General features: G+C 60.1%; 22 protein-coding genes. 7 read left to right on the top strand and 15 right to left on the bottom strand.

Annotated elements, in window-relative coordinates; all coding sequences use genetic code 11:
• From AC1D2P_RS12220 to AC1D2P_RS12230, 3 genes are all read left to right on the top strand, one after another.
• A partial coding sequence (locus tag AC1D2P_RS12220) for an S-type pyocin domain-containing protein (protein WP_477811446.1) occupies positions 1 to 658 on the top strand: 658 nt, incomplete at its 5' end.
• Between the two features lie 15 nt (positions 659 to 673).
• The gene (locus AC1D2P_RS12225) at positions 674 to 922 is read left to right on the top strand and encodes a pyocin S6 family toxin immunity protein (RefSeq protein WP_109787004.1); all 249 of its coding nucleotides are present in this window, start codon (positions 674 to 676) and stop codon (positions 920 to 922) included.
• A 251-nt stretch (positions 923 to 1,173) separates the two neighbouring features.
• Positions 1,174 to 1,428: a colicin E3-like toxin immunity protein gene (locus AC1D2P_RS12230; protein ID WP_109787005.1), complete on the top strand. Its 255-nt coding sequence runs from the start codon at positions 1,174 to 1,176 to the stop codon at positions 1,426 to 1,428.
• A 153-nt stretch (positions 1,429 to 1,581) separates the two neighbouring features.
• Here the strand turns inward: AC1D2P_RS12230 and AC1D2P_RS12235 are convergent, their stop codons facing one another.
• The 8 genes from AC1D2P_RS12235 to AC1D2P_RS12270 all read right to left on the bottom strand — a co-directional run bounded on the left by AC1D2P_RS12235 (position 1,582) and on the right by AC1D2P_RS12270 (position 8,352).
• Positions 1,582 to 2,592: a YeiH family protein gene (locus AC1D2P_RS12235; protein ID WP_046028040.1), complete on the bottom strand. Its 1,011-nt coding sequence runs from the start codon at positions 2,590 to 2,592 to the stop codon at positions 1,582 to 1,584.
• Positions 2,589 to 2,915 carry a Rieske (2Fe-2S) protein gene (locus tag AC1D2P_RS12240; RefSeq protein ID WP_046028042.1) on the bottom strand — a complete coding sequence of 109 codons (327 nt, stop codon included), beginning with the start codon at positions 2,913 to 2,915 and terminating at the stop codon, positions 2,589 to 2,591. The genes AC1D2P_RS12235 and AC1D2P_RS12240 overlap by 4 nt, the downstream gene beginning before the upstream one ends.
• Positions 2,912 to 3,577 (bottom strand): DsbA family oxidoreductase, encoded by a 666-nt coding sequence (locus AC1D2P_RS12245; protein ID WP_046028044.1) that lies wholly within the window; start codon positions 3,575 to 3,577, stop codon positions 2,912 to 2,914. The genes AC1D2P_RS12240 and AC1D2P_RS12245 overlap by 4 nt, the downstream gene beginning before the upstream one ends.
• Positions 3,574 to 4,908, bottom strand: a complete 1,335-nt coding sequence (locus AC1D2P_RS12250) for an MFS transporter (RefSeq protein ID WP_077430418.1) — start codon at positions 4,906 to 4,908, stop codon at positions 3,574 to 3,576. Before AC1D2P_RS12250 ends, AC1D2P_RS12245 begins: the two co-directional genes overlap by 4 nt.
• A 91-nt stretch (positions 4,909 to 4,999) precedes the next feature.
• Positions 5,000 to 6,052 carry a beta-keto acid cleavage family enzyme gene (locus tag AC1D2P_RS12255; protein WP_477757567.1) on the bottom strand — a complete coding sequence of 351 codons (1,053 nt, stop codon included), beginning with the start codon at positions 6,050 to 6,052 and terminating at the stop codon, positions 5,000 to 5,002.
• Between the two features lie 81 nt (positions 6,053 to 6,133).
• Positions 6,134 to 6,982 (bottom strand): TauD/TfdA dioxygenase family protein, encoded by an 849-nt coding sequence (locus tag AC1D2P_RS12260; RefSeq protein ID WP_077430419.1) that lies wholly within the window; start codon positions 6,980 to 6,982, stop codon positions 6,134 to 6,136.
• Between the two features lie 13 nt (positions 6,983 to 6,995).
• Positions 6,996 to 7,976 (bottom strand): quinone oxidoreductase family protein, encoded by a 981-nt coding sequence (locus AC1D2P_RS12265; protein ID WP_046028049.1) that lies wholly within the window; start codon positions 7,974 to 7,976, stop codon positions 6,996 to 6,998.
• Between the two features lie 142 nt (positions 7,977 to 8,118).
• Positions 8,119 to 8,352: a DUF3079 domain-containing protein gene (locus tag AC1D2P_RS12270; RefSeq protein WP_477757568.1), complete on the bottom strand. Its 234-nt coding sequence runs from the start codon at positions 8,350 to 8,352 to the stop codon at positions 8,119 to 8,121.
• 221 nt (positions 8,353 to 8,573) lie between these two features.
• Between AC1D2P_RS12270 and AC1D2P_RS12275 the strand changes: the two genes are divergently transcribed.
• Genes AC1D2P_RS12275 through AC1D2P_RS12290 form a run of 4 tightly spaced genes read left to right on the top strand, consistent with a single transcriptional unit; the run spans position 8,574 to position 11,726 of the window.
• Complete coding sequence (locus AC1D2P_RS12275; protein ID WP_046028051.1) at positions 8,574 to 9,104, top strand: iron transporter; 531 nt, start codon at positions 8,574 to 8,576, stop codon at positions 9,102 to 9,104.
• On the top strand, positions 9,105 to 9,482 hold the full coding sequence (locus AC1D2P_RS12280; RefSeq protein ID WP_046028052.1) for a cupredoxin domain-containing protein: 378 nt from the start codon (positions 9,105 to 9,107) through the stop codon (positions 9,480 to 9,482).
• Positions 9,483 to 9,504: 22 nt separating this feature from the next.
• Complete coding sequence (locus AC1D2P_RS12285) at positions 9,505 to 10,359, top strand: FTR1 family iron permease (protein WP_077430420.1); 855 nt, start codon at positions 9,505 to 9,507, stop codon at positions 10,357 to 10,359.
• A complete protein-coding gene (locus AC1D2P_RS12290) occupies positions 10,347 to 11,726 on the top strand; it encodes a 4Fe-4S binding protein (RefSeq protein WP_460163716.1) in 1,380 nt (459 codons plus the stop codon). The genes AC1D2P_RS12285 and AC1D2P_RS12290 overlap by 13 nt, the downstream gene beginning before the upstream one ends.
• Positions 11,727 to 11,839: 113 nt before the next feature.
• Here AC1D2P_RS12290 and AC1D2P_RS12295 read toward each other — a convergent pair whose 3' ends face one another.
• From AC1D2P_RS12295 to narJ, 7 genes are all read right to left on the bottom strand, one after another.
• Complete coding sequence (locus AC1D2P_RS12295) at positions 11,840 to 12,535, bottom strand: anaerobic ribonucleoside-triphosphate reductase activating protein (protein ID WP_477757569.1); 696 nt, start codon at positions 12,533 to 12,535, stop codon at positions 11,840 to 11,842.
• Positions 12,532 to 12,699 (bottom strand): anaerobic ribonucleoside-triphosphate reductase, encoded by a 168-nt coding sequence (gene nrdD, locus AC1D2P_RS12300; RefSeq protein WP_046028058.1) that lies wholly within the window; start codon positions 12,697 to 12,699, stop codon positions 12,532 to 12,534. Before nrdD ends, AC1D2P_RS12295 begins: the two co-directional genes overlap by 4 nt.
• Positions 12,700 to 12,731: 32 nt before the next feature.
• Positions 12,732 to 14,744, bottom strand: coding sequence for a ribonucleoside triphosphate reductase (locus tag AC1D2P_RS12305; protein WP_477757570.1), 2,013 nt, complete (start codon positions 14,742 to 14,744; stop codon positions 12,732 to 12,734).
• A 163-nt stretch (positions 14,745 to 14,907) separates the two neighbouring features.
• Complete coding sequence (moaA, locus tag AC1D2P_RS12310; protein WP_109787011.1) at positions 14,908 to 15,900, bottom strand: GTP 3',8-cyclase MoaA; 993 nt, start codon at positions 15,898 to 15,900, stop codon at positions 14,908 to 14,910.
• A gap of 22 nt (positions 15,901 to 15,922) precedes the next feature.
• Positions 15,923 to 16,885 carry a peptidylprolyl isomerase gene (locus tag AC1D2P_RS12315; RefSeq protein WP_477757571.1) on the bottom strand — a complete coding sequence of 321 codons (963 nt, stop codon included), beginning with the start codon at positions 16,883 to 16,885 and terminating at the stop codon, positions 15,923 to 15,925.
• Positions 16,886 to 16,895: 10 nt separating this feature from the next.
• Complete coding sequence (gene narI, locus AC1D2P_RS12320; protein WP_046028062.1) at positions 16,896 to 17,576, bottom strand: respiratory nitrate reductase subunit gamma; 681 nt, start codon at positions 17,574 to 17,576, stop codon at positions 16,896 to 16,898.
• Positions 17,569 to 18,324, bottom strand: coding sequence for a nitrate reductase molybdenum cofactor assembly chaperone (gene narJ / locus AC1D2P_RS12325; RefSeq protein ID WP_109787012.1), 756 nt, complete (start codon positions 18,322 to 18,324; stop codon positions 17,569 to 17,571). Before narJ ends, narI begins: the two co-directional genes overlap by 8 nt.
• Positions 18,325 to 18,326 lie beyond the last annotated feature (2 nt).

Raw genomic sequence — 18,326 nt, forward strand, 5'->3', positions numbered from 1 at the left:
GTATACCGAAGACCAACTGCGTGCCCTGAAACAGGCCAGAACCCGCGTTCGATTGCAGGTCGAGCAACAGGCTGATGGCAGTCTCAAGGGCTACGGGTTCTACACCGGGAAAAATCGCGATTGGGAAATGGTGGATGTCGTGCAGTTCACAGCGCGCGGCAGTCAGCAGGTGGCGGATCTCGGGGACGGTGTTGAGCTGATCTGGACACCGGCTGTGGATGGTTCAGACATCCTTGGCATTCCTGCGCTGGAGGCCGCACCGCAAGCGCCGCACATTTGGGTGTATCCGCCTACGCCGGCGGCGGACAGCATTATCGTCAACCCGGTGTATCCGCCTGAGTACAAGGACTTCATTCTTGTGTTTCCGGTGGGGTCGGGGGTGAAGCCGTTATACGTGGTGGTGGCAAGGCCTATCAGTGGTGACCACAGCTATCATCCTCCACCAAAAACTCTACCGGCATTCCCCGACGCGAATCCGGTTCGGACTAAAGGAAATCGAAAACGCTGGGAAAGTAAGAAGCGCATTTATGAGTGGGATTACCAACATGGCGCCGTCGAAGTGTACAACTGGGCAGGGGATCACTTAGGGGAATTTGATGCAAAAACTGGCAAACAGACCGGAAAAGCAAAACCTGAAAGACGGACATCAACGAAGTAATGACGAGGGACAAAAATGACATTTATCGCAATCAGCGGATTTTTCCCCGAGTCGAATCCCGACAATTCATTGCAATATGAAAAGGATGTGCCGCAAGCCTTAGAGGATGCCGTGTTGAACGTCATGGGCTGGTCAACCTTGTGGGATGTACCTATGGGTGAGTACACACTCTCTCCCGATCAAGCCAGTGTGATTATGGGCTTGGTGGGTGACCCCTTAAGAAAAGACCTGATGTATTACATGGGACTCTGTAGCAACGACTAACAATATCGAATTTGGGATATTTGACCACACCAGGCACTAAAAACCCCGACCAGTCACCTGTCGGGGTTCTTGATCGGTCCCACTCTCCGTGTGGAATGCCGCCGTGGACGCTTCGCTTTCCGTCCACGACTCCAAGCCTAAGTTCTACGCAACGGTGACGCGGAGCGTCACTGGATGCATTCCCACGCAGGAGCGTGGGAACGATCAGAAATCTGAACGAAATATTCCTAAAAAATACTTGTGAGACGACGATGGGATTAAAACTAAGGCTGGAATGGTTTGACAAGCAAACGGAAAGTTTTGAGGGCGAAGAGTTCTCTGATGATCTGGGCGATGATGAATCAGTACTTGATGCTCTCGGAATCCCCCTGGAGAACAACATTAACAACGGAGGTTTTAATGTTGATAGACAATGGGTCGCCATTATCCAACCTTACTTTCGCCACACCATTGAAATCACCGATTCTGACTACCAAATCTCTTTTGACTACCGAGAAAATTGGTAGTCGAACAAGTACGCTGGTCCGTTCAACGAAAAAAACGGCGACTGCTGTACAGTCGCCGCCAAAAGCCGATGTTTGTGACACCGACCGAGAACCGCAAAGCGCTGAGGAGTCAAACGCAATGCGGCCCTGCCATAAAACGGATTCAGACCGGGCTCAGAACCCCCAGCGCAGCAACAGCAGCACCAGGACAACGAGGAACACCGTCTCCCCTATCATCAGGAGGATGGGCTTGATGCCGACGGCGGCCAGTTCCTTGAGCTGAGTCTTCATGCCCAGGGCACTGATGGACACCACCAGGCACCAGCGCGACAGTTCATTGACCGTGCCTTGCACGGCTGGGACCACCCAGCCTGTGCTGTTGATGCAAGCCAGCAGCAGAAAACCGACGGCGAACCACGGCAGCAGAGGCGGTCGCTTGCCTCCGGTTTCGACGCCCTGCATGCGCGTTACCATGGCCGCACAGACGATCACCGGCAGGAGCATCGCAACCCGCATCAGCTTGACCACCGTGGCCGTATCGCCCGTTTCGGTCGACATGCTGTAACCGGCACCGACCACCTGGGCCACATCGTGGATGGTGGCGCCGAGGAAAATACCCGCCATTTGCGGTGACAATGAAAACCAGTTGGCAATCATTGGATAAACAATCATTGCCATGGTCGACAGGGCCGACACACCAATGACGGTAAACAGTGTGGCGCGTTCCTTCTGCGGATGATTGGGCAAAGCCGCCGCCAGCGCCAACGCAGCCGAAGCGCCGCAAATCGCCGTCGCGCCACCGGTGAGCATGCCGAACAAACGCTGGAATCCCAGCAGCTTGGCCGCGATCACCGAAACGCCAATGGTCACCACCACCAGAGTCACCACCAGCGCTACAGGCTTCCAGCCCAGCCCGGCAATCTGCTCAAGGGTAATGCGCATACCCAGCAGGGCCACGCCGATGCGCAACACGGTGCGCGCGGTAAATTCGATACCCGCTTTGCACACGCCTTCACCGGCGAGGAAATTCAGCGCCATGCCCAGCAGCAAGGCAAACAGCATCACCGGTGCACCGTAGTGCTCGGACAAAAACGAAGCGGCTGCCGCCACGATCAGACTAACGATAAACCCCGGGGCCAGTTCGCGTGTTCGGCTATGGATACGGGTGAGAGCGATGGCGCTCATGGCGCGGACTCCTCAGAAACGATGACGATAAAAGCCTGGCCGTCGATGACTTCGACCGGGTAGTTGTTGACCTTGAGCGCGGTGGAATTAAGCAGGTAGCCACTGCGCAGATCGAAGCGCAGGCCATGGGCACAGCATTGGATCACCCGGCCATCCAGACGCCCGCCACACAGCGAGGCGCCCTGATGCGGGCAACTGTCATCGATGGCAAACAACTCGCCCTCGACGTTGAATAACGCCAGGCTTTTGCTATCGAATTCGAACAGCGCACGACCACCCGCCTGCGGCAGTTTTCCCGCAGGTACGGGGACACGAATGGTCATGACGGTGACCGCTCGCGCTGGCTTTCGTGCAAGGCGTCGATCATGGCGCCAAGCAGCGCCTCGGGCGGCTGCGCGCCGACCATGGTTATCCGGCGGTCGAACTGAAAGCTCGGCACACCGCTGGAGCCCCCCACTTCATTACCGACAAAGGGACCGGATTCGTCTTGCAGGTAATTCTTTACCGCGTCAGCGTCGTAACCACACGACTGGGCGATAGCGATCAAGGTCTCGCGGCAACCCAGGTCTTCGCCGTTCTGGAAGTACGCGGCGAACAGACGTTCAAGCAACAGATCGCGCTGGGCCCTGCTCCCCCGTGTGTTGGCATGCGCCAGCAGACGATGGGCATCTGCCGTGTTGGGCATCGTGGCAATGCGACCCAAATCGATCGCCACCCCTACCGAGTTCGCGGCCTGTTTCACCTGGGCCTGACGCATCGCTACGGCTTCGGCACTGCCCAGACGGTTGAGGTAGAACTGTGCGAACGGCTCACCCTGTACCGGCAGATGAGGCAGCAACTGCACCCCATGCCACACGGTGGTAATCAGCACGTCGGGGTGCTGCAAGCGCAGCAACTCCTGTGCGCGTTCCAGTTGGCGCTTTCCGATCAAACACCATGGGCAGATGAAATCGAAAAACACATCTATACGTAAACGACCACTCACACCTTCACCTCTAACACCGCTTTGTTACTCACTGAATCGTTGACCTGCTCACCCGCCAACCGGGCAATGTCTTTTTGGTAATGGCACTTGGCAAAAAAGAACACGGCCGCTGCCGCGATGCTCACCAGCGGCACCAACTGGAACGCCCCCTGCAAGCCGATCATGTCGGACACCTTGCCGGTGATGAACGGCCCCGGCGCCAGGCCGAGCAAGTTGTTGGCCAGGGTGAGCGTGGCAAACGCCGTACCGTGGACCGAGTAATGGGTCAGGTTGGCAACCATTGCACCGGCAGGCCCGGTCGTACCGGCAGCAATCAACATGCCCAGGCAAATCAACAGCAATTGCGCAGGCCCCGGCGGCAAGGCGAATGCCGCGGACAACAGCAGGCAACTGCCCAGGCAATAGGCGATGGCCAGCGCGACCTTGCGCTCCGCCGACTGGCGGCACATGCGATCGCTGAGCATGCCGCACAGGATCATCCCGGCGCCGCTGCACAGGACAATAATTGCCGCCATGCCGCCAGCCTTGTCGGTCGGCATGTCGTAGTAACGGTTGAGGTAGCTGGGCATCCATACGATTACGGTGCCGCCGACGAACAGCTGCAAGCCACTGCCGATGTAAGCCGCAATCACCGAAGGGCTGGAACACAACGTGCGCAGAGGACGCTTGACCACCGCGCTGACTTTTTTGCCGGCTTGTACGGCACGCTGGGGGGCGATGCGCGCTTCCTTGACGATGATCGGGTAAAGCACCGCCAGCAGCAGACCAAACAAGGCCATGCCGGCAAACGACCAGCGCCAGCCCAGCTTGGCCGCAATAGCGCCGCCCAAAGCCATGCCCAACACCGAACCGAACATACCGCCCGCCATAAAGGCACTGGCCAGCGTTGCGCGCATGTGTTTCGGAAACACCGAAATCACCACGGCAATACCGACGCTGCCATAGGCGGCCTCACCTACACCCACCATGAAGCGGGCGATAAACATTTGCTGGTAGTCCTGCGCCAACGCGCAACCCAGCGTGGCGATACTCCACAACAGCGCCATCAGCGCCAGACTTTTAACGCGTCCGAAGCGGTCAGCCATCAACGACAAAGGAAAGGTCAGCAGGCCGACCATCAAGGCAACAATGCCGCTGAGCAAGCCGAGCTGGCCGTCAGTCAAGGCCCACTCGCCCTTGAGCATCGGGAATACTGCGTTCAGCACTTGGCGTGACATGTAATCGGAAATCAACAAGCCGAACGTCAGTGCGAAGACGATCCAGGCATATTTGCGCGCAACGCCGACACCACTGGTGTCGTCATCGCCATCGGCGATTGGGTGAAAGGCCATGCAGCCTCCTCGAAACTTTCTATTATTTTTGTTATCGAGCGTATTTCACTGCAGCGAGCGGGAGGCCAAGGCCCCCCGCTCCCGCTGTCGGTCAGCCGCGTTGCGGCACACCTTTTTGCCCAGCCTTGCGGTTGGGGGCCATGCCGTTGGCCAACAGGGTTTCTTCGATAGTGTCGTACTTCATGCCGATGCGATAAATCTCACGGGCTTCTTTGCCGGTAGCGATTTCGCGACCCAGCTCATGAGCGATGCGCACGGTTTGCTTGATCTGTGCGACCGAACCAAAACGCTCGCCCTTGTGATCAATGATAGTGTCTTCGTTGCCAACGCGCGGATGCATGCCCATGGCCATCGCCATGGTATTGAACGGCAGCACGTTCTTGAGCAGCGACTCGGACGTCAGGGTGCAGCCGTCCGGTACGCGGTGGATGAAGTTGAAGAAGTTGAACGGATTAGGACCGTCGAAACCGCCGCCGATGCCGATCCAGGTCAGGTTCAATGGACCTTTGTAAAGGCCCTTGCGCACCAGACGCTGCAGAGTTTCCAAAGCGTGCATGCCGGTCAGCTGGAAGTGCGGCTGGATGTCATTGTCCATCAGACGCTTAAGGTGCTCGATAACCCAGGCTGGGCCGGCCGGCACGGTCATTTCGCTGTAGGCAGCCTGATAGGCAGGGTTGGCCAGGGAAGTACCTTCCAGGTATTCCGGGTACAGCAATTCCATGATGTTCATCTGGGTGGTGTTGATCGCCACCGTGACCTGATCCGGTTTTGGCGTCAGCTCGGCCAGCATGTGACGGGTATCGTCAGACAGCCATTTGGCGGCTTCGCCATCGCTTTCAGGGGCGAACGAAATCGAACCGCCGACCTGGATGATCATGTCCGGCACCGCTTCGCGTACGCCGGCAATCAATTCGTTGAACTTGGACAGACGCTTGGAGCCCTTGCCGTCCAGTTCACGCACGTGCAGGTGCAGAACCGTGGCACCGGCTTCGTAGCACTCGACCGCTTTCTGGACTTGTTCGTCCATGGTCAGCGGGATGTCTTCCGGGAAGTCTTCCGGCATCCACTCAGGGCCGTACGGGGCCACGGTGATGACCACTTTTTCCATGTTTTCCGGGTGCAGCGAATCGTCGAGAAATTGCATGAGTAACTCCAGTTTTTATGATTGTCCGCCTGCCGGTCATGCCTGGCAGGCGTATCTACAAATATGAATGTGGGTCTTCGATCAGAACGTCTTGTCACCGATAATCCCGGCGCGTTCCATCTTGCGATGGCACGGCGGGTAATCCATAACGGCGTAATGCTGGGTACTGCGGTTGTCCCAGATGGCGATGCTGTTCGGCTTCCAGCGCCAGCGCACTTGATACTCAGGGATGTACGCCTGGCTGATCAGGTAGCGCAGCAGCTCGCCGGCGCCAGGGTTGGCGTCCTGGCCAAAGCGCACCCTCTCAGGGGTGTGGTAGTTGCTGAAGTGAGTGGTGAAGGCGTTGACGAACAGCACCTTCTCCCCGGTTTCCGGGTGAGTGCGCACCACCGGGTGCTCGGCATCCGGGTACATCGCCTTGAGCGCCAGACGCTTTTCGATCGGCATGGCCGCACCAAAGCTCGCCTCGATGCTGTGCCGGGCACGCAGGTCGGCGATCTTCAGCTTCACGTCTTCCGGCAAGTTCTCATAGGCCACGACCATGTTGGCCCACATGGTGTCGCCGCCTACCGGCGGGCACTCCACGCAGCGCAGCACGCAACCCAGCGGCGGTGCCTCGCGCCAGGTGGCGTCGGTGTGCCAGGCGTTTTCGTAGCGGTCCATTGGCTGGTCCGGATTTTTGTAGATGCGCACCAGCCCCGGATGATCCGGGTCGCTGCCGGCCACCGGGTGATCTTCCAGCTCGCCGAAACGACGGGCGAAGGCCACGTGTTCGGCACGGCTGATGTCCTGATCGCGCAGGAACACCACCCGATGCTTCAGCAACTGGGCACGAATCTCGGCAAAAAGACCGTCGTCGTGCACCGCGTCAGCGAGGTTGACGCCGATCAGTTCGGCGCCGATGTTGCAGCTCAATTGTTCGACTTTCATGGCTGGCAACTCCTTAAATGACGAAAATCGAAGAGCCGGTGGTCTTGCGTGACTCCAGGTCGCGATGGGCCTGGACGGCATCTTGCAAGGCGTAGTGCTGGTTGATCTCGATCTTGATCCGACCGCTGCCAACGTGGTCGAACAATTCGCCGGCCAGCTCGGCTTTTTCCGCCGGGTCGGCGATGTAGTCGGCCAGGGCCGGGCGCGTCATGTACAGCGAGCCTTTCATCGCCAGCAGCGCTGGATTGAACGGCGGAATCGGACCGGATGCAGTACCGACACACACCATCAGGCCACGACGCTTGAGCGAGTCCAGCGAGCCCTCGAAGGTGTTCTTGCCAACGCTGTCGAACACCACGTTGACGCCCACGCCGTCGGTCAATTCACGAACGCGTGCGGCGACGTCTTCATGGCTGTAATTGATCACATGGTCGCAACCGTGGGTCTTGGCGATTTCGCCTTTGACGTCGGTGGACACGGTGCCAATGACATTCAGGCCGAGCAGCTTGGCCCACTGCGAAACGATCAGGCCGACACCGCCAGCGGCGGCGTGCAGCAAAATGCTGTCACCGGGTTTGAAGTCGTAGATGCGGCGCATCAGGTACGACGACGTCAGGCCGCGCATGGTCATGGCGGCGGCTGTTTCGAAGCTGATGGTTTCCGGCAACTTGATCAGCGGTGCAGCCGCGATCAGGCGCTCGGTGCTGTAAGCCCCCAAGGTGTTGAGAAAACCGGTGTACGTGACACGATCCCCCACTTGAACATTGGTCACGCCTTCCCCGACGGCCTGGACCACACCGGAAGCTTCAACCCCCATGCCGTTGGGCATAGGAATCGGGTAGGTGCCATTGCGGAAGTAGGTGTCGGCATAGTTCAGGCCAACGGCTACATGACGGAGACGAACCTGGCCTGGACCAGGATCGCCGACTTCGACCTCTTCATAACGAAGGACTTCGGGACCACCGGTTTCGTAAAAGCGAACGGCTTTGGCCATGATTTCTTATTCTCCAATCTGCAATGTTGGCTTGTGCGTCGAATTGCGCTGATTGGACTGTAGGATGACGCCTGATGAACCGCTTCTCATCAGACGACAATGGCTTTTCATTTCATGACAGAGGGGTCGGTGGGGGTTTCGACTATTGCGGGTTTTCAGGCGCGATGGGCTCTGGGTCCACCGCCTTGTCGGTGACAATGGGCAGCTCAATGCCCCAATCGCCATGCAGGTACCAATCGTCACCGATCATCTCGGCCGGATGCATCGTGCGGTCAGCACCATTGCCGCAGGCCAGAGCGGTCGCCGCACAATAACGGTTGCACCCCCAGCAAATACGTTCGGGATGTTTTGGGCTGATGGGAAAGGGCTTGGCCATGGCGGTACCCGCATGATCGAAGGGTAGGTATGTAACCTACCGCGCCCGGCCTCAACCGCCCTTGATGCAGGTCAATTACGCTCAGTCACCCTGCCCTTTTTACTCGTGCGTGCGCTGGCATCGCCCGGACTATTGCTACGAAAATTGACCATAATCATTATTATTCTCACTCAGGTTTTTTAGACTCGGGCTCTCACTTCTCAGCCCTTCTGGAAACTCTCATGCGTACCTCCCTCGCGCTGTCCTTTTCCCTGCTGTTGCTCGCCCCCCAAGCCCACGCCAAGGAATACCCGATTGGCGAACCCCAGCTGTGCCCGGGGCTGGAAGTCGGCGCGGTGTACTTGCAACCGATCGAAATGGCGCCTGCCGGCATGATGCGCGCGACCGCTGATTCCGACATCCACCTGGAAGCCGATATCCGCGCCACGGCCGACAATCGCCAGGGCTTTCAGGAAGGCAGTTTCGTGCCCTACCTGAACGTGGCTTTCAGTCTGCAAAAACAGGGCAGCGAGCCACCGATCACTGGCGATTTTCACGCCATGGTCGCCAACGACGGCCCGCACTATGGTGACAATGTGAAGTTGCAAGGCCCTGGCAAATACCGGCTGACCTTTACCCTTCTGCCTCCCGGCGGACATGGCTCCCTGGGTCGTCATACCGACAAGGAAACCGGCGTCGAACCCTGGTTCGAACAGTGTGCGCTGCACTACGAATTCATCTATGCCGGGATCGGAAAAAAAGGTGGTTATTGAATGAGCCGCCACACACACCAGAAGCCTGAACCGAGGCGCCCGGGCCCGGTTCATCGACGCCTGGCCGGGTTGATTCTGGCCTGCTCGGTCATGCCGCTCATGGCTCAGGCCCAACTACCCAGCATCGAGTTGAGCCTGCGTGACGGGCACTTCATCCCCGCCCTGCTGGAAGTGCCGGCCGGACAACGTTTCAAGATCATCCTGAAGAACATCGGCGAAGGTCCGGCGGAGTTCGAAAGCACGCCACTGCGGGTCGAGAAGGTGCTGTCACCGGGGGTGACGACGTTCGTTGTCATTCACCCCCTCAAGCCCGGCAGTTACCCGTTCTTCGACGACTTCAATCCGCAGTTGCCCGAAGGCGCCATTCTCGCGAAATAGTTGGCTCAGCCACGGAGTGTCCATGAATCAATCAATGTTCATCGTCTGGCGTGAAAGTGTCGAAGCGCTACTGGTGATCGGCATCCTCCAGGCCTGGGCCAGCCAGCAAATACAAGCCCGTCGCCTGACCCGCTACGTGTGGGCGGGCGTCACCCTGGGGTTGATGCTCTCGGGCCTGCTGGCGTTGCTGATTCTGTTTGCCGGTGACGCCATGAGCGGTTCTGCCAACGAGTGGTTCCAGGCTTCCCTGGCGCTGGTGGCCAGTGCGCTGATGGTGCAAATGGTCGGCTGGATGCACCGCAACGCACGCACGCTCAAGGCAGACCTGCACCATCGGGCCGACAGCCAACTGGCCCGTCAGGGTGGCGTGGGTCTGATGCTCCTGGCCATGCTCGCCGTCAGCCGCGAAGGCAGCGAAACCGTGGTTTTTCTGTACGGTGCCGGTGCCCGCCTGCAAGGTCCGGCGCTGGGTCTGTTTGCCGTCGGCGCAGGCGCCGGGCTGGCGCTGTCGGGGCTCACCATCGGGTTGCTGCACAGCACGCGTCGACTCATTTCGTGGCGACGGTTCTTTGCCGTCAGCGAAGTCGTTTTGCTGCTGCTCGGTGCAGCGTTACTGGTCAGCGGCACCGAGCGAATCGGCGGCCAGTTGCAGGCCATGGATTTGCCGGACTGGGCCTATGGGCTGATCGGCGAAGCACTGTGGGACAGTCGTTCAGTGCTCAATGATAGCCGTGGCCTGGGCAGTTTCCTGGCCAGCCTGACCGGTTACCGCGCAGCCCCCAGCGGCCTGACGGTGCTGGTGTTGAGCGGTTATTGGCTGGCGGTCGGCAGCTGGTTGCATCAACGCACCGCGAAGGCCGTCCCATGCCCGGGCTGAGTCGGCACAGTCGCTGGTTGCAGCGCCTGGGCGATGGCATGCGGCGCCACGCCAAGGTGATTCGCGCGGTGCAGTGGCTGGTTGTTGTGTTCTATGCGGTACTGCTGGTGCTGCCGGCGCTATTGCCGACACCGGACAGCCACGCCCGGATCATCAACAACCTGACCCTGCTCGCACAGTTTTTGTTCTGGGGTCTCTGGTGGCCGTTCGTGCTGCTGTCGATGGTGCTGTTCGGCCGGGTTTGGTGCGGTGTGTTGTGCCCGGAAGGTTCATTGAGCGAGTGGGCCAGCCAGTACGGCAAAGGCTTGGGCGTGCCGCGCTGGGTGCGCTGGGGCGGCTGGCCAACCCTGGCGTTCTGCCTGACCACCCTCTACGGGCAACTGATCAGCGTGTATGACTACGCCCAGGCCGCCCTGCTGATTTTGGGTGGTTCAACGGTCGCCGCCGTCGGTGTCGGCCTGCTGTTTGCCAGGGGCAAACGAGTCTGGTGTCGTTACCTGTGCCCGGTCAGCGGCGTCTTTTCCCTGCTTGCGCGCCTGGCCCCGGTGCACTTTCAAGTCGATGAACAGCGCTGGAAAGACAACGCCGGCCCTCGCCTTCCCCCACCCAATTGCGCGCCCTTGCTGGACATCCGCCGCCTGCAGGGCGCCAGCGACTGTCATGCCTGCGGACGTTGCAGCGGGCAACGTGACGCAGTGCAATTGATCGCCCGTTCCAGCCATCATGAAATCCTCCACGCGACGGCACGCACCCTGTCGCCGTGGGATGCGCGTTTGTTGCTGTTCGGCGTGATCGGGCTGGCGATGGGGGCGTTTCAATGGACCGTCAGCCCCTGGTTCATCGCCCTCAAGCAGTCCCTCGCGCAATGGCTGATCGGGCACGACCTGCTCTGGCCCTTGCAGGACAACGCACCCTGGTGGCTGTTGACCCACTACCCCACACTCAATGACAGTTTCAGCTGGCTCGACGGTTTCAGCATCGTTCTGTACCTGACGGCCAGCGCATTGGTGTTGGGGGGTGGTTTGCTGATCCTGCTACGGGCGGCGGCCCGTCTGGCCGGTGACCCGGCGCTGTACTTGCCCTTGAGCCTGACACTCACCCCCTTGGGCGCGGCCGGACTGTTTCTCGGGTTGTCGGCAACCACCGTGAAGTTGTTGCGCTATGAAGGCTTGCTGCTGGAATGGGTACAACCGGCCAGGGCCTGTTTACTGCTGGGCGCCATCGGTTGGAGTCTGTTCCTGGGCTGGAAACGCATGGCCCGCCAGGGCATTACCCTGCCTCGACGCGGCGGCGCAGGTGTTTGCCTGCTGCTGGCAAACGCATGGGTGGGGTTTGGCTGGTGGTTGCAATTCTGGGGCTGGAACTGAGGCCCCTCTAGATCGTTCCCACGCTCTGCGTGGGAATGCAGCCCGTGACGCTCCGCGTCACTGGACGCAGAGCGTCCCTTGAGGCATTCCCACGCAGAGCGTGGGAACGATCACTAACCGCGCAACACGAATTCTGGAAACAGCTCACGCAGGGCCGCCCACAATTCAACCTGATCAAACTGCAATGAAACACTCGACAGGCGCGGATCGAGCATTCGTTCGGTCCGGACCAATTGCACGGCAAAACGCTTGACCCCGCGCTCGCTCAAACGTCGGGCGAGGGTCAACAGCCGGGTGGGAGAGAGCAAGTGCCAATGCACCGTGGTGCGACACTCATAGTCGACGCCACTGGCCAGCAGATGCTCCAGGCTTTTCCAGTTGGCCACGCCACTGCCCCGGACACCGGTGACCGCCAGGCAATCCTCGGCCAGCGCCTTGACGTCAAAACCGACCCAATCAGCTACGGCCACAGCCCTGGCAAACGCGTCCGGCTTGATCCCGGCACTGTGCAGGCCGATACGAAAACCCATCGCGCGCACGGTATCCATGGCCGCCAGCAATCCATCCTGCAACGTGGGTTCGCCACCGCTGAACACCACGGCATCGAGCAGGTCCTCACGGCGCTGCAGGAACGCCAACACCCGGCTCCACTCCACCTCTTCGCTGCCGCGAGGCGGGATCAATTGCGGGTTATGGCAGTAACGACAACGCCAGGCACAACCCTGGCAGAACAATACGCAGGCCAGCATGCCCGGATAGTCGAGCGTGGTCAGGGGCACCATGCCCCCGACCCTGAGCGTTCGACTCATTGGCGATCGGCCGAGGCCGCGCATTCGGTGAAGTGGACTCGCTCGCGGTGCTCGGACTGTTTACCCGGATTGAACGCCGAGACCGGGCGGTGATAGCCCATCACACGGGTCCAGACTTCACAACGTTGACGTTGGGCTTGGGGCAATGTGTGCAGTGCATTCATGGTGTAGCTCCTTGCGGTTGAGTGAAACGAAATCAATGGGTCGTGCTCAAGTGTTGCTTGCGCAACAAGGCTTCGTCGCATTTGGGGCAGAACTCGTGTTCGCCATCGAGGTAGCCGTGGACCGGGCAAATGGAGAACGTCGGGGTCACCGTCAGGTACGGCAGGCGGAAGCGCCCGAGCGCTTTACGCACCAATTGCTTACAGGCCTTGGCCGAGGAAATCCGCTCGGCCATGTACAAGTGCAACACCGTGCCGCCGGTGTATTTGCATTGCAGTTCATCCTGCAACTCCAGGGCTTCGAAGGGGTCGTCGGTAAAGCCCGCCGGCAGTTGCGAGGAGTTGGTGTAATACGGCGCCTCGCGGCTGCCGGCCTGGAGAATGTAGGGGTAACGCTTGAGGTCTTCCTTGGCAAACCGGTAAGTGGTGCCTTCGGCCGGGGTCGCTTCGAGGTTGTAGAGATGGCCGGTTTCTTCCTGGAAGCGCACCAGGGTCGCGCGAACATGGTCCAGCAACTGCAACGCAAACGTGCGCCCCTGCTCGGTGTGCATGCCCTGCTCGTCACCGCTGAAGTTGCGCAGCATTTCATGCAGGCCATTAAGGCCGATGGTGGAAAAGTGATTGCGCAGGGTTCCCAGGTAGCGCTTGGTGTAAGGGTACAAACCGGCGTCCATATGGTGCTGGATCACCTTGCGCTTGACCTCCAGGCTCTCCATCGCCAGCTCCATCAACCTGTCCAGCCGCTGCAGCAAGGCGCTGGCGTTGCCTTTGAACAGGTAACCCAGGCGTGCGCAGTTGATGGTCACCACGCCCAGCGATCCGGTTTGCTCGGCCGAGCCGAACAGGCCACCGCCGCGCTTGAGCAATTCGCGGACATCCAGTTGCAAACGACAACACATCGATCGTACTTGATTGGGCTGCATGTCCGAATTGAGGAAGTTCTGGAAATACGGCAGCCCGTAACGGGCGGTCATCTCGAACAGTCGGTCAGCGTTTTCGCTGTCCCAGGGAAAATCATGGGTGATGTTGTAGGTCGGGATCGGAAAGGTGAACACCCTTCCCTTGGCGTCACCCGCCTGCATCACCTCGATGTAGGCGCGGTTGAGCAAGTCCATTTCCACCTGCAGGTCACCGTAGGCAAAGGGCATTTCTTCACCGCCGATCACCGGGATCTGCTCGCGCAAATCTTCCGGGCACACCCAGTCAAACGTCAGGTTGGTAAAGGGCGTCTGGGTGCCCCAGCGCGAGGGCACGTTCAGGTTGTAGATGAACTCCTGAATCGCCTGTCGCACTTGTTGAAAGCTCAACCCGTCCTTGCGCACGTAGGGCGCCAGGTAGGTGTCGAACGAACTGAACGCCTGGGCGCCGGCCCATTCGTTTTGCAGGGTGCCCAGGAAATTCACCATCTGCCCCAAGGCACTGCTCAAGTGCTTCGGCGGACCGGCTTCGACCCGCCCGGGCACGCCATTAAGGCCTTCGTGCAACAGCGTGCGCAGCGACCAGCCCGCGCAGTAACCGGCCAGCATATCGAGGTCGTGCACATGCAGATCCGCCTCGCGGTGGGCCTGGCCGATGGCCTCGTTGTACACCTCGTCCAGCCAGTAATTGGCGGTGACCTTGCCCGACACATTGAGCACCAGCCCACCCAGTGAATACCCCTGGTTGGCGTTGGCTTGCACCCGCCAATCCTCACGGTCCAGGTACTCGTTCATCGAAGTTGCCACCTCGACCATCGTCTTGCGATCACGGCGCAGACGGCCGTGCTGCTCGCGATAGACGATGTAGGCGCGCATGGCGAAGAAAAAACCGGCGTCCATCAACACCCGTTCAACCCGATCCTGGATCTGCTCGACATGCAGTCGAGCCTGTCCTTCCAGCTGGGCCAGTACCGCCTTGAGCAGCCCCTCGGCTTCGACCTCGGTGTATTCGCCCGTGGCCTTGCCCGCGGCAATCAACGCCTGGCGGATCTTGTCCGCATCGAAGGCAACCAGACTGCCATCGCGTTTGTGCAGCCGGTTGCGTCCTACACTGATCAGCGTGCTATGCATTGGAACTCCAGACACTACATATAGGTTTTAATTGGCTTGAAAACACAATATGCAGTGCAGGCTACGGACAATGGACGTTCCTGCAATTGACCGACATCAAGAATCACCGGCAAAAAAAATCGCCCGAAGGCGATTGATTAAAACCGTTGCCTGGCGGTTCGTTTCACCCTCCGCTCATGTTCATGAATCGCACCAACTGCACCGTCCCTTCGGGGTTGAAATCGTGACGCAGTGGCTTGTGGCGCAAGGCCTGTTGCACCGCGTTGATCAAGGGCTGATCGTCCAGCGGATAGCGGCGCAACAAGCCGCGCAAGTCCAGCGCATCGTCCTGTCCAAGGCACAGCAGCAGCCGCCCTTCAACGGTCATTCGCACCCGGTTGCAGGTGCCACAGAAGTTGTGGCTGTTGGGCGAGATAAAACCGATCCGGGTGTCGGGATGCTGTGCCAGGCGCACATACCGCGCCGGGCCACCGCTGTTTTCCGTGCTGTCGAGCAACGGATGACGGCTGGCGATCAGCGCCCGGACCTCGTCGCTGGAACAGAACGACTCGCCCCGGGCACGGCCGACATCGCCCAACGGCATTTCCTCGATGAAACTGATATCGATGTGCTGATCAATGGCGTATTGCACCAGTGGCAGCACTTCATCGAAGTTGCGTCCTTTCATCACCACGCAGTTGAGCTTGACCCGCTCGAACCCCGCACCACACGCCGCCTCAATGCCAGCAAGGACCTGATCGAGATCGCCGTTGCGGGTGATCGCGAGAAACTTTTGCGGGTCCAGGCTATCGAGGCTGATGTTCATCCGCTTGACACCGGCCTCTACCAGCGGCCGGGCCAAACGTTGCAGTTGTGAACCATTGCTGGTCATCACCAGCTCGCGCAAACCCGGCAAGGCGGCAATGTGGCGGCAGAGGTCGACGATGCCGGGGCGAATCAACGGTTCGCCCCCTGTCAGGCGGATCTTGCGCACACCCAGGCCGACGAACAGCGTCGCCAGGCGCTGCAACTCCTCCAGGGTGAGCACCTGCTGGCGCGGCAGAAACGTCATGTTTTTAGCCATGCAATACACACAGCGAAAATCACAACGGTCCGTCACCGACATCCGCAAATAGTCGATCTGCCGTCCAAACCCATCCTGCATCAGCGTGCCCATCACATTCCCCTTGATCACACACTCACTGCACCAGCGGCGAGTCGGCGCCCTGTAAGTGAATACCGCGAATATCTGCCGCACCGATCAGGGTTTGCAGGTACTGCACCAGCGCCTTTTGCCAGACACCCTGTTGCAACTGGGTGCGGATCGCCGTCGAGACCACTTCATAGGGCAAGGCCTTGCCTTCGATCCGCTGATCGACGCTGACGACGTGCCAGCCAAACCGGCTTTCCAATGGCTTGCTGGCCAAACCCGGGGCCAGGGTGAACAACTGCCGCTCCAGTTCCGGCACCGTCTGGCCTTTGCTGATCTGCCCCAGCGACCCGCCCTGGGCTTTCGACGGGCAGGCCGAGTATTTCTGCGCCAGCTCGGCGAAACTGCCCGGCAAATCCGCCAGGCGTTGCAGCAGGAGTTCAGCCTGAACGTGCGCCAGGCTGCGCGCCTCGGCATCGTCCGGCGCGCATTCGAGCAGGATGTGCCGCACCGCCAGCAACGGTGCACTGTGAAAGCGGGCACGGTTGCTGTCGTAGTAACGCTGACAGGTGGCCTCGTCACACTCGGGCACCTGCACCTCGCGCTCAAGCAACAAACGCGTGGCGGCCTCCTCTTCGTTTTCGCCAGCACCCAACTCCAGTGACAAGTCGAGCTCGGCGATGCGCTGCTGCAGCAATTCGCGGATCACCAGTGCCCGGGCGGCGTGGTACACCGCCTCTTCACGGCTGGGCGCCGGATGATATTGCAGCTCCCGGGCCATGGCCTCCGGGGCAATCGACACCTCGTTGACGCTGATGATCGGCCATTCCTGCTCACTGCTGGCGATCAGTTGCGCAGGGGCTTCGTCAGCCTGCGCGGGTTCTGGGTGTGGTGGTTCAAACATCACCGCCCCACCCTCCTCGATTTCGGGCATCACCGGTTCCGCGGGGCGGGAAGAACCACAACCTCCGCTGCCACCGTTACCGCCGCCACATCCACATCCACCTGACATGATTGCCTCCTCAGATTTTCTGCCGAACGATTTGATAGCGACGTCCCAGGTACCAGACCGGCGCACTGATGATGTGTACCAGACGGGTGAACGGGAACAGCACGAACAGGGTCAGGCCGAGCAGCACGTGCAGCTTGTAGACCAGGCCAACCGGTGCCATCGCCGTCGCGGCTTCCACCGGACGCAAGAGCACGGTGTTCTGTGCCCAGTCCGCGAGCATCACCATCACCGAGCCGTCCATGTGTTCAGTGGACGCCACGATGGTCAGCAAGCCGAGCACCAACTGCGCCAGCAGCACCAGCAACACCAGGATGTCCGAGGTGCTGGACGTGGCGCGCACGCGCGGGTCGCTCAGGCGCCGTTTCACCAGCATCAGCAAACCGACCAGGCACAACAGGCCGAAAAAGCCGCCGGAGACCATCGCCAGCAATTGCTTGTGCTCGGTGCTGATCACATGGTGATAGACCGACGCCGGGGTCAGCAGGCCGACGAAGTGTCCGGCCAGCACAAACAGCACACCGATGTGGAAAAAATTGCTCGCCACGCGCATCCCGCGATTGTTCAGCATCTGGCTGGAGCCAGCCTTCCAGGTGTACTGCGAAAGATCGAAGCGTGCCCAACTGCCCAGCAGACAGATCGCCAGCGCGACATAGGGATAAACCCCGAACAACAACAGGTTCCACTTAGACATTGCGTACCTCCGCGGCGGGCACGCTGGCCACGCCTTCATGCTGAAAATCGACCCAGTGCAGCGGTACCGCGCTTTCTTCCCGGGCCTTGCCCGGCGCACTTGGCTGCGAGCCACAACGGTCTTGCTGTTCGGCCTGGAGGAAGTCCACCGCCTCCTCTTCCCACACCTTGTCCAGCGCCTCCAGCGAGTCATCCCTGGATTCGGCGGCGACCTGCGCACGCAATTGCGCGACCGCCTCCTGCGGTTCGGCGCCGGCAATTTGCAGCAGTGCCCGGAAGCAACTGGCGTACGCGCTTTCGCGCTCCTCCAGACGGGCCGCCAGCAACGCCAACAGGTGCGAAACATCGGCCAACCCTTCGCGGGCTTCGAGGTCGTCACGGGTGGACAGGAACTCCAGGTACAGCGGGATATAGTCCGGCAGCTCTTTGACGCCGATGGCAAAACCGGCGGCTTCGTACTGCGCCATCATGTCGACCATCGCCTGGCCACGGTCGCGGGACTCACCGTGGACATGCTCGAACAGCAGCAGTGACAGCGAGCGACCGCGACCGAACAAGGCACCGTAGTGCTCCTGTCCGTCCATGAGGTCGTTGCCGCAAATCAGCTCCATCAATTCGAACAACGCCCCCCGTTGCCGAGGGCTGATTTCCCGTGACTGGTGGATGGCCTGCTCGAGTTCATCGCGACCGAAAACCAGGCTTTGGGTCGGGTAATCGAGCAGCAACGAAATAACCTTGAGAATGCGCATGC

It is taken from the genome of Pseudomonas sp. P1_F1_2, assembly GCF_056405815.1.

Excerpts from the sequence above, each read along its gene's own strand:
- AC1D2P_RS12285 (WP_077430420.1), top strand. The coding sequence starts at position 9,505 with ATGAATCAATCAATGTTCATCGTCTGGCGTGAAAGTGTCGAAGCGCTA.
- narJ (WP_109787012.1), bottom strand. The coding sequence starts at position 18,324 with ATGCGCATTCTCAAGGTTATTTCGTTGCTGCTCGATTACCCGACCCAA.
- moaA (WP_109787011.1), bottom strand. The coding sequence starts at position 15,900 with ATGGGCACGCTGATGCAGGATGGGTTTGGACGGCAGATCGACTATTTG.
- AC1D2P_RS12235 (WP_046028040.1), bottom strand. The coding sequence starts at position 2,592 with ATGAGCGCCATCGCTCTCACCCGTATCCATAGCCGAACACGCGAACTG.
- AC1D2P_RS12315 (WP_477757571.1), bottom strand. The coding sequence starts at position 16,885 with ATGTCAGGTGGATGTGGATGTGGCGGCGGTAACGGTGGCAGCGGAGGT.
- AC1D2P_RS12290 (WP_460163716.1), top strand. The coding sequence starts at position 10,347 with ATGCCCGGGCTGAGTCGGCACAGTCGCTGGTTGCAGCGCCTGGGCGAT.
- AC1D2P_RS12230 (WP_109787005.1), top strand. The coding sequence starts at position 1,174 with ATGGGATTAAAACTAAGGCTGGAATGGTTTGACAAGCAAACGGAAAGT.
- AC1D2P_RS12255 (WP_477757567.1), bottom strand. The coding sequence starts at position 6,052 with ATGCAATTTCTCGACGATTCGCTGCACCCGGAAAACATGGAAAAAGTG.
- AC1D2P_RS12240 (WP_046028042.1), bottom strand. The coding sequence starts at position 2,915 with ATGACCATTCGTGTCCCCGTACCTGCGGGAAAACTGCCGCAGGCGGGT.
- AC1D2P_RS12225 (WP_109787004.1), top strand. The coding sequence starts at position 674 with ATGACATTTATCGCAATCAGCGGATTTTTCCCCGAGTCGAATCCCGAC.
- AC1D2P_RS12250 (WP_077430418.1), bottom strand. The coding sequence starts at position 4,908 with ATGGCCTTTCACCCAATCGCCGATGGCGATGACGACACCAGTGGTGTC.
- AC1D2P_RS12275 (WP_046028051.1), top strand. The coding sequence starts at position 8,574 with ATGCGTACCTCCCTCGCGCTGTCCTTTTCCCTGCTGTTGCTCGCCCCC.
- AC1D2P_RS12270 (WP_477757568.1), bottom strand. The coding sequence starts at position 8,352 with ATGGCCAAGCCCTTTCCCATCAGCCCAAAACATCCCGAACGTATTTGC.
- AC1D2P_RS12280 (WP_046028052.1), top strand. The coding sequence starts at position 9,105 with ATGAGCCGCCACACACACCAGAAGCCTGAACCGAGGCGCCCGGGCCCG.
- AC1D2P_RS12295 (WP_477757569.1), bottom strand. The coding sequence starts at position 12,535 with ATGAGTCGAACGCTCAGGGTCGGGGGCATGGTGCCCCTGACCACGCTC.
- narI (WP_046028062.1), bottom strand. The coding sequence starts at position 17,576 with ATGTCTAAGTGGAACCTGTTGTTGTTCGGGGTTTATCCCTATGTCGCG.
- AC1D2P_RS12265 (WP_046028049.1), bottom strand. The coding sequence starts at position 7,976 with ATGGCCAAAGCCGTTCGCTTTTACGAAACCGGTGGTCCCGAAGTCCTT.
- nrdD (WP_046028058.1), bottom strand. The coding sequence starts at position 12,699 with ATGAATGCACTGCACACATTGCCCCAAGCCCAACGTCAACGTTGTGAA.
- AC1D2P_RS12305 (WP_477757570.1), bottom strand. The coding sequence starts at position 14,744 with ATGCATAGCACGCTGATCAGTGTAGGACGCAACCGGCTGCACAAACGC.
- AC1D2P_RS12260 (WP_077430419.1), bottom strand. The coding sequence starts at position 6,982 with ATGAAAGTCGAACAATTGAGCTGCAACATCGGCGCCGAACTGATCGGC.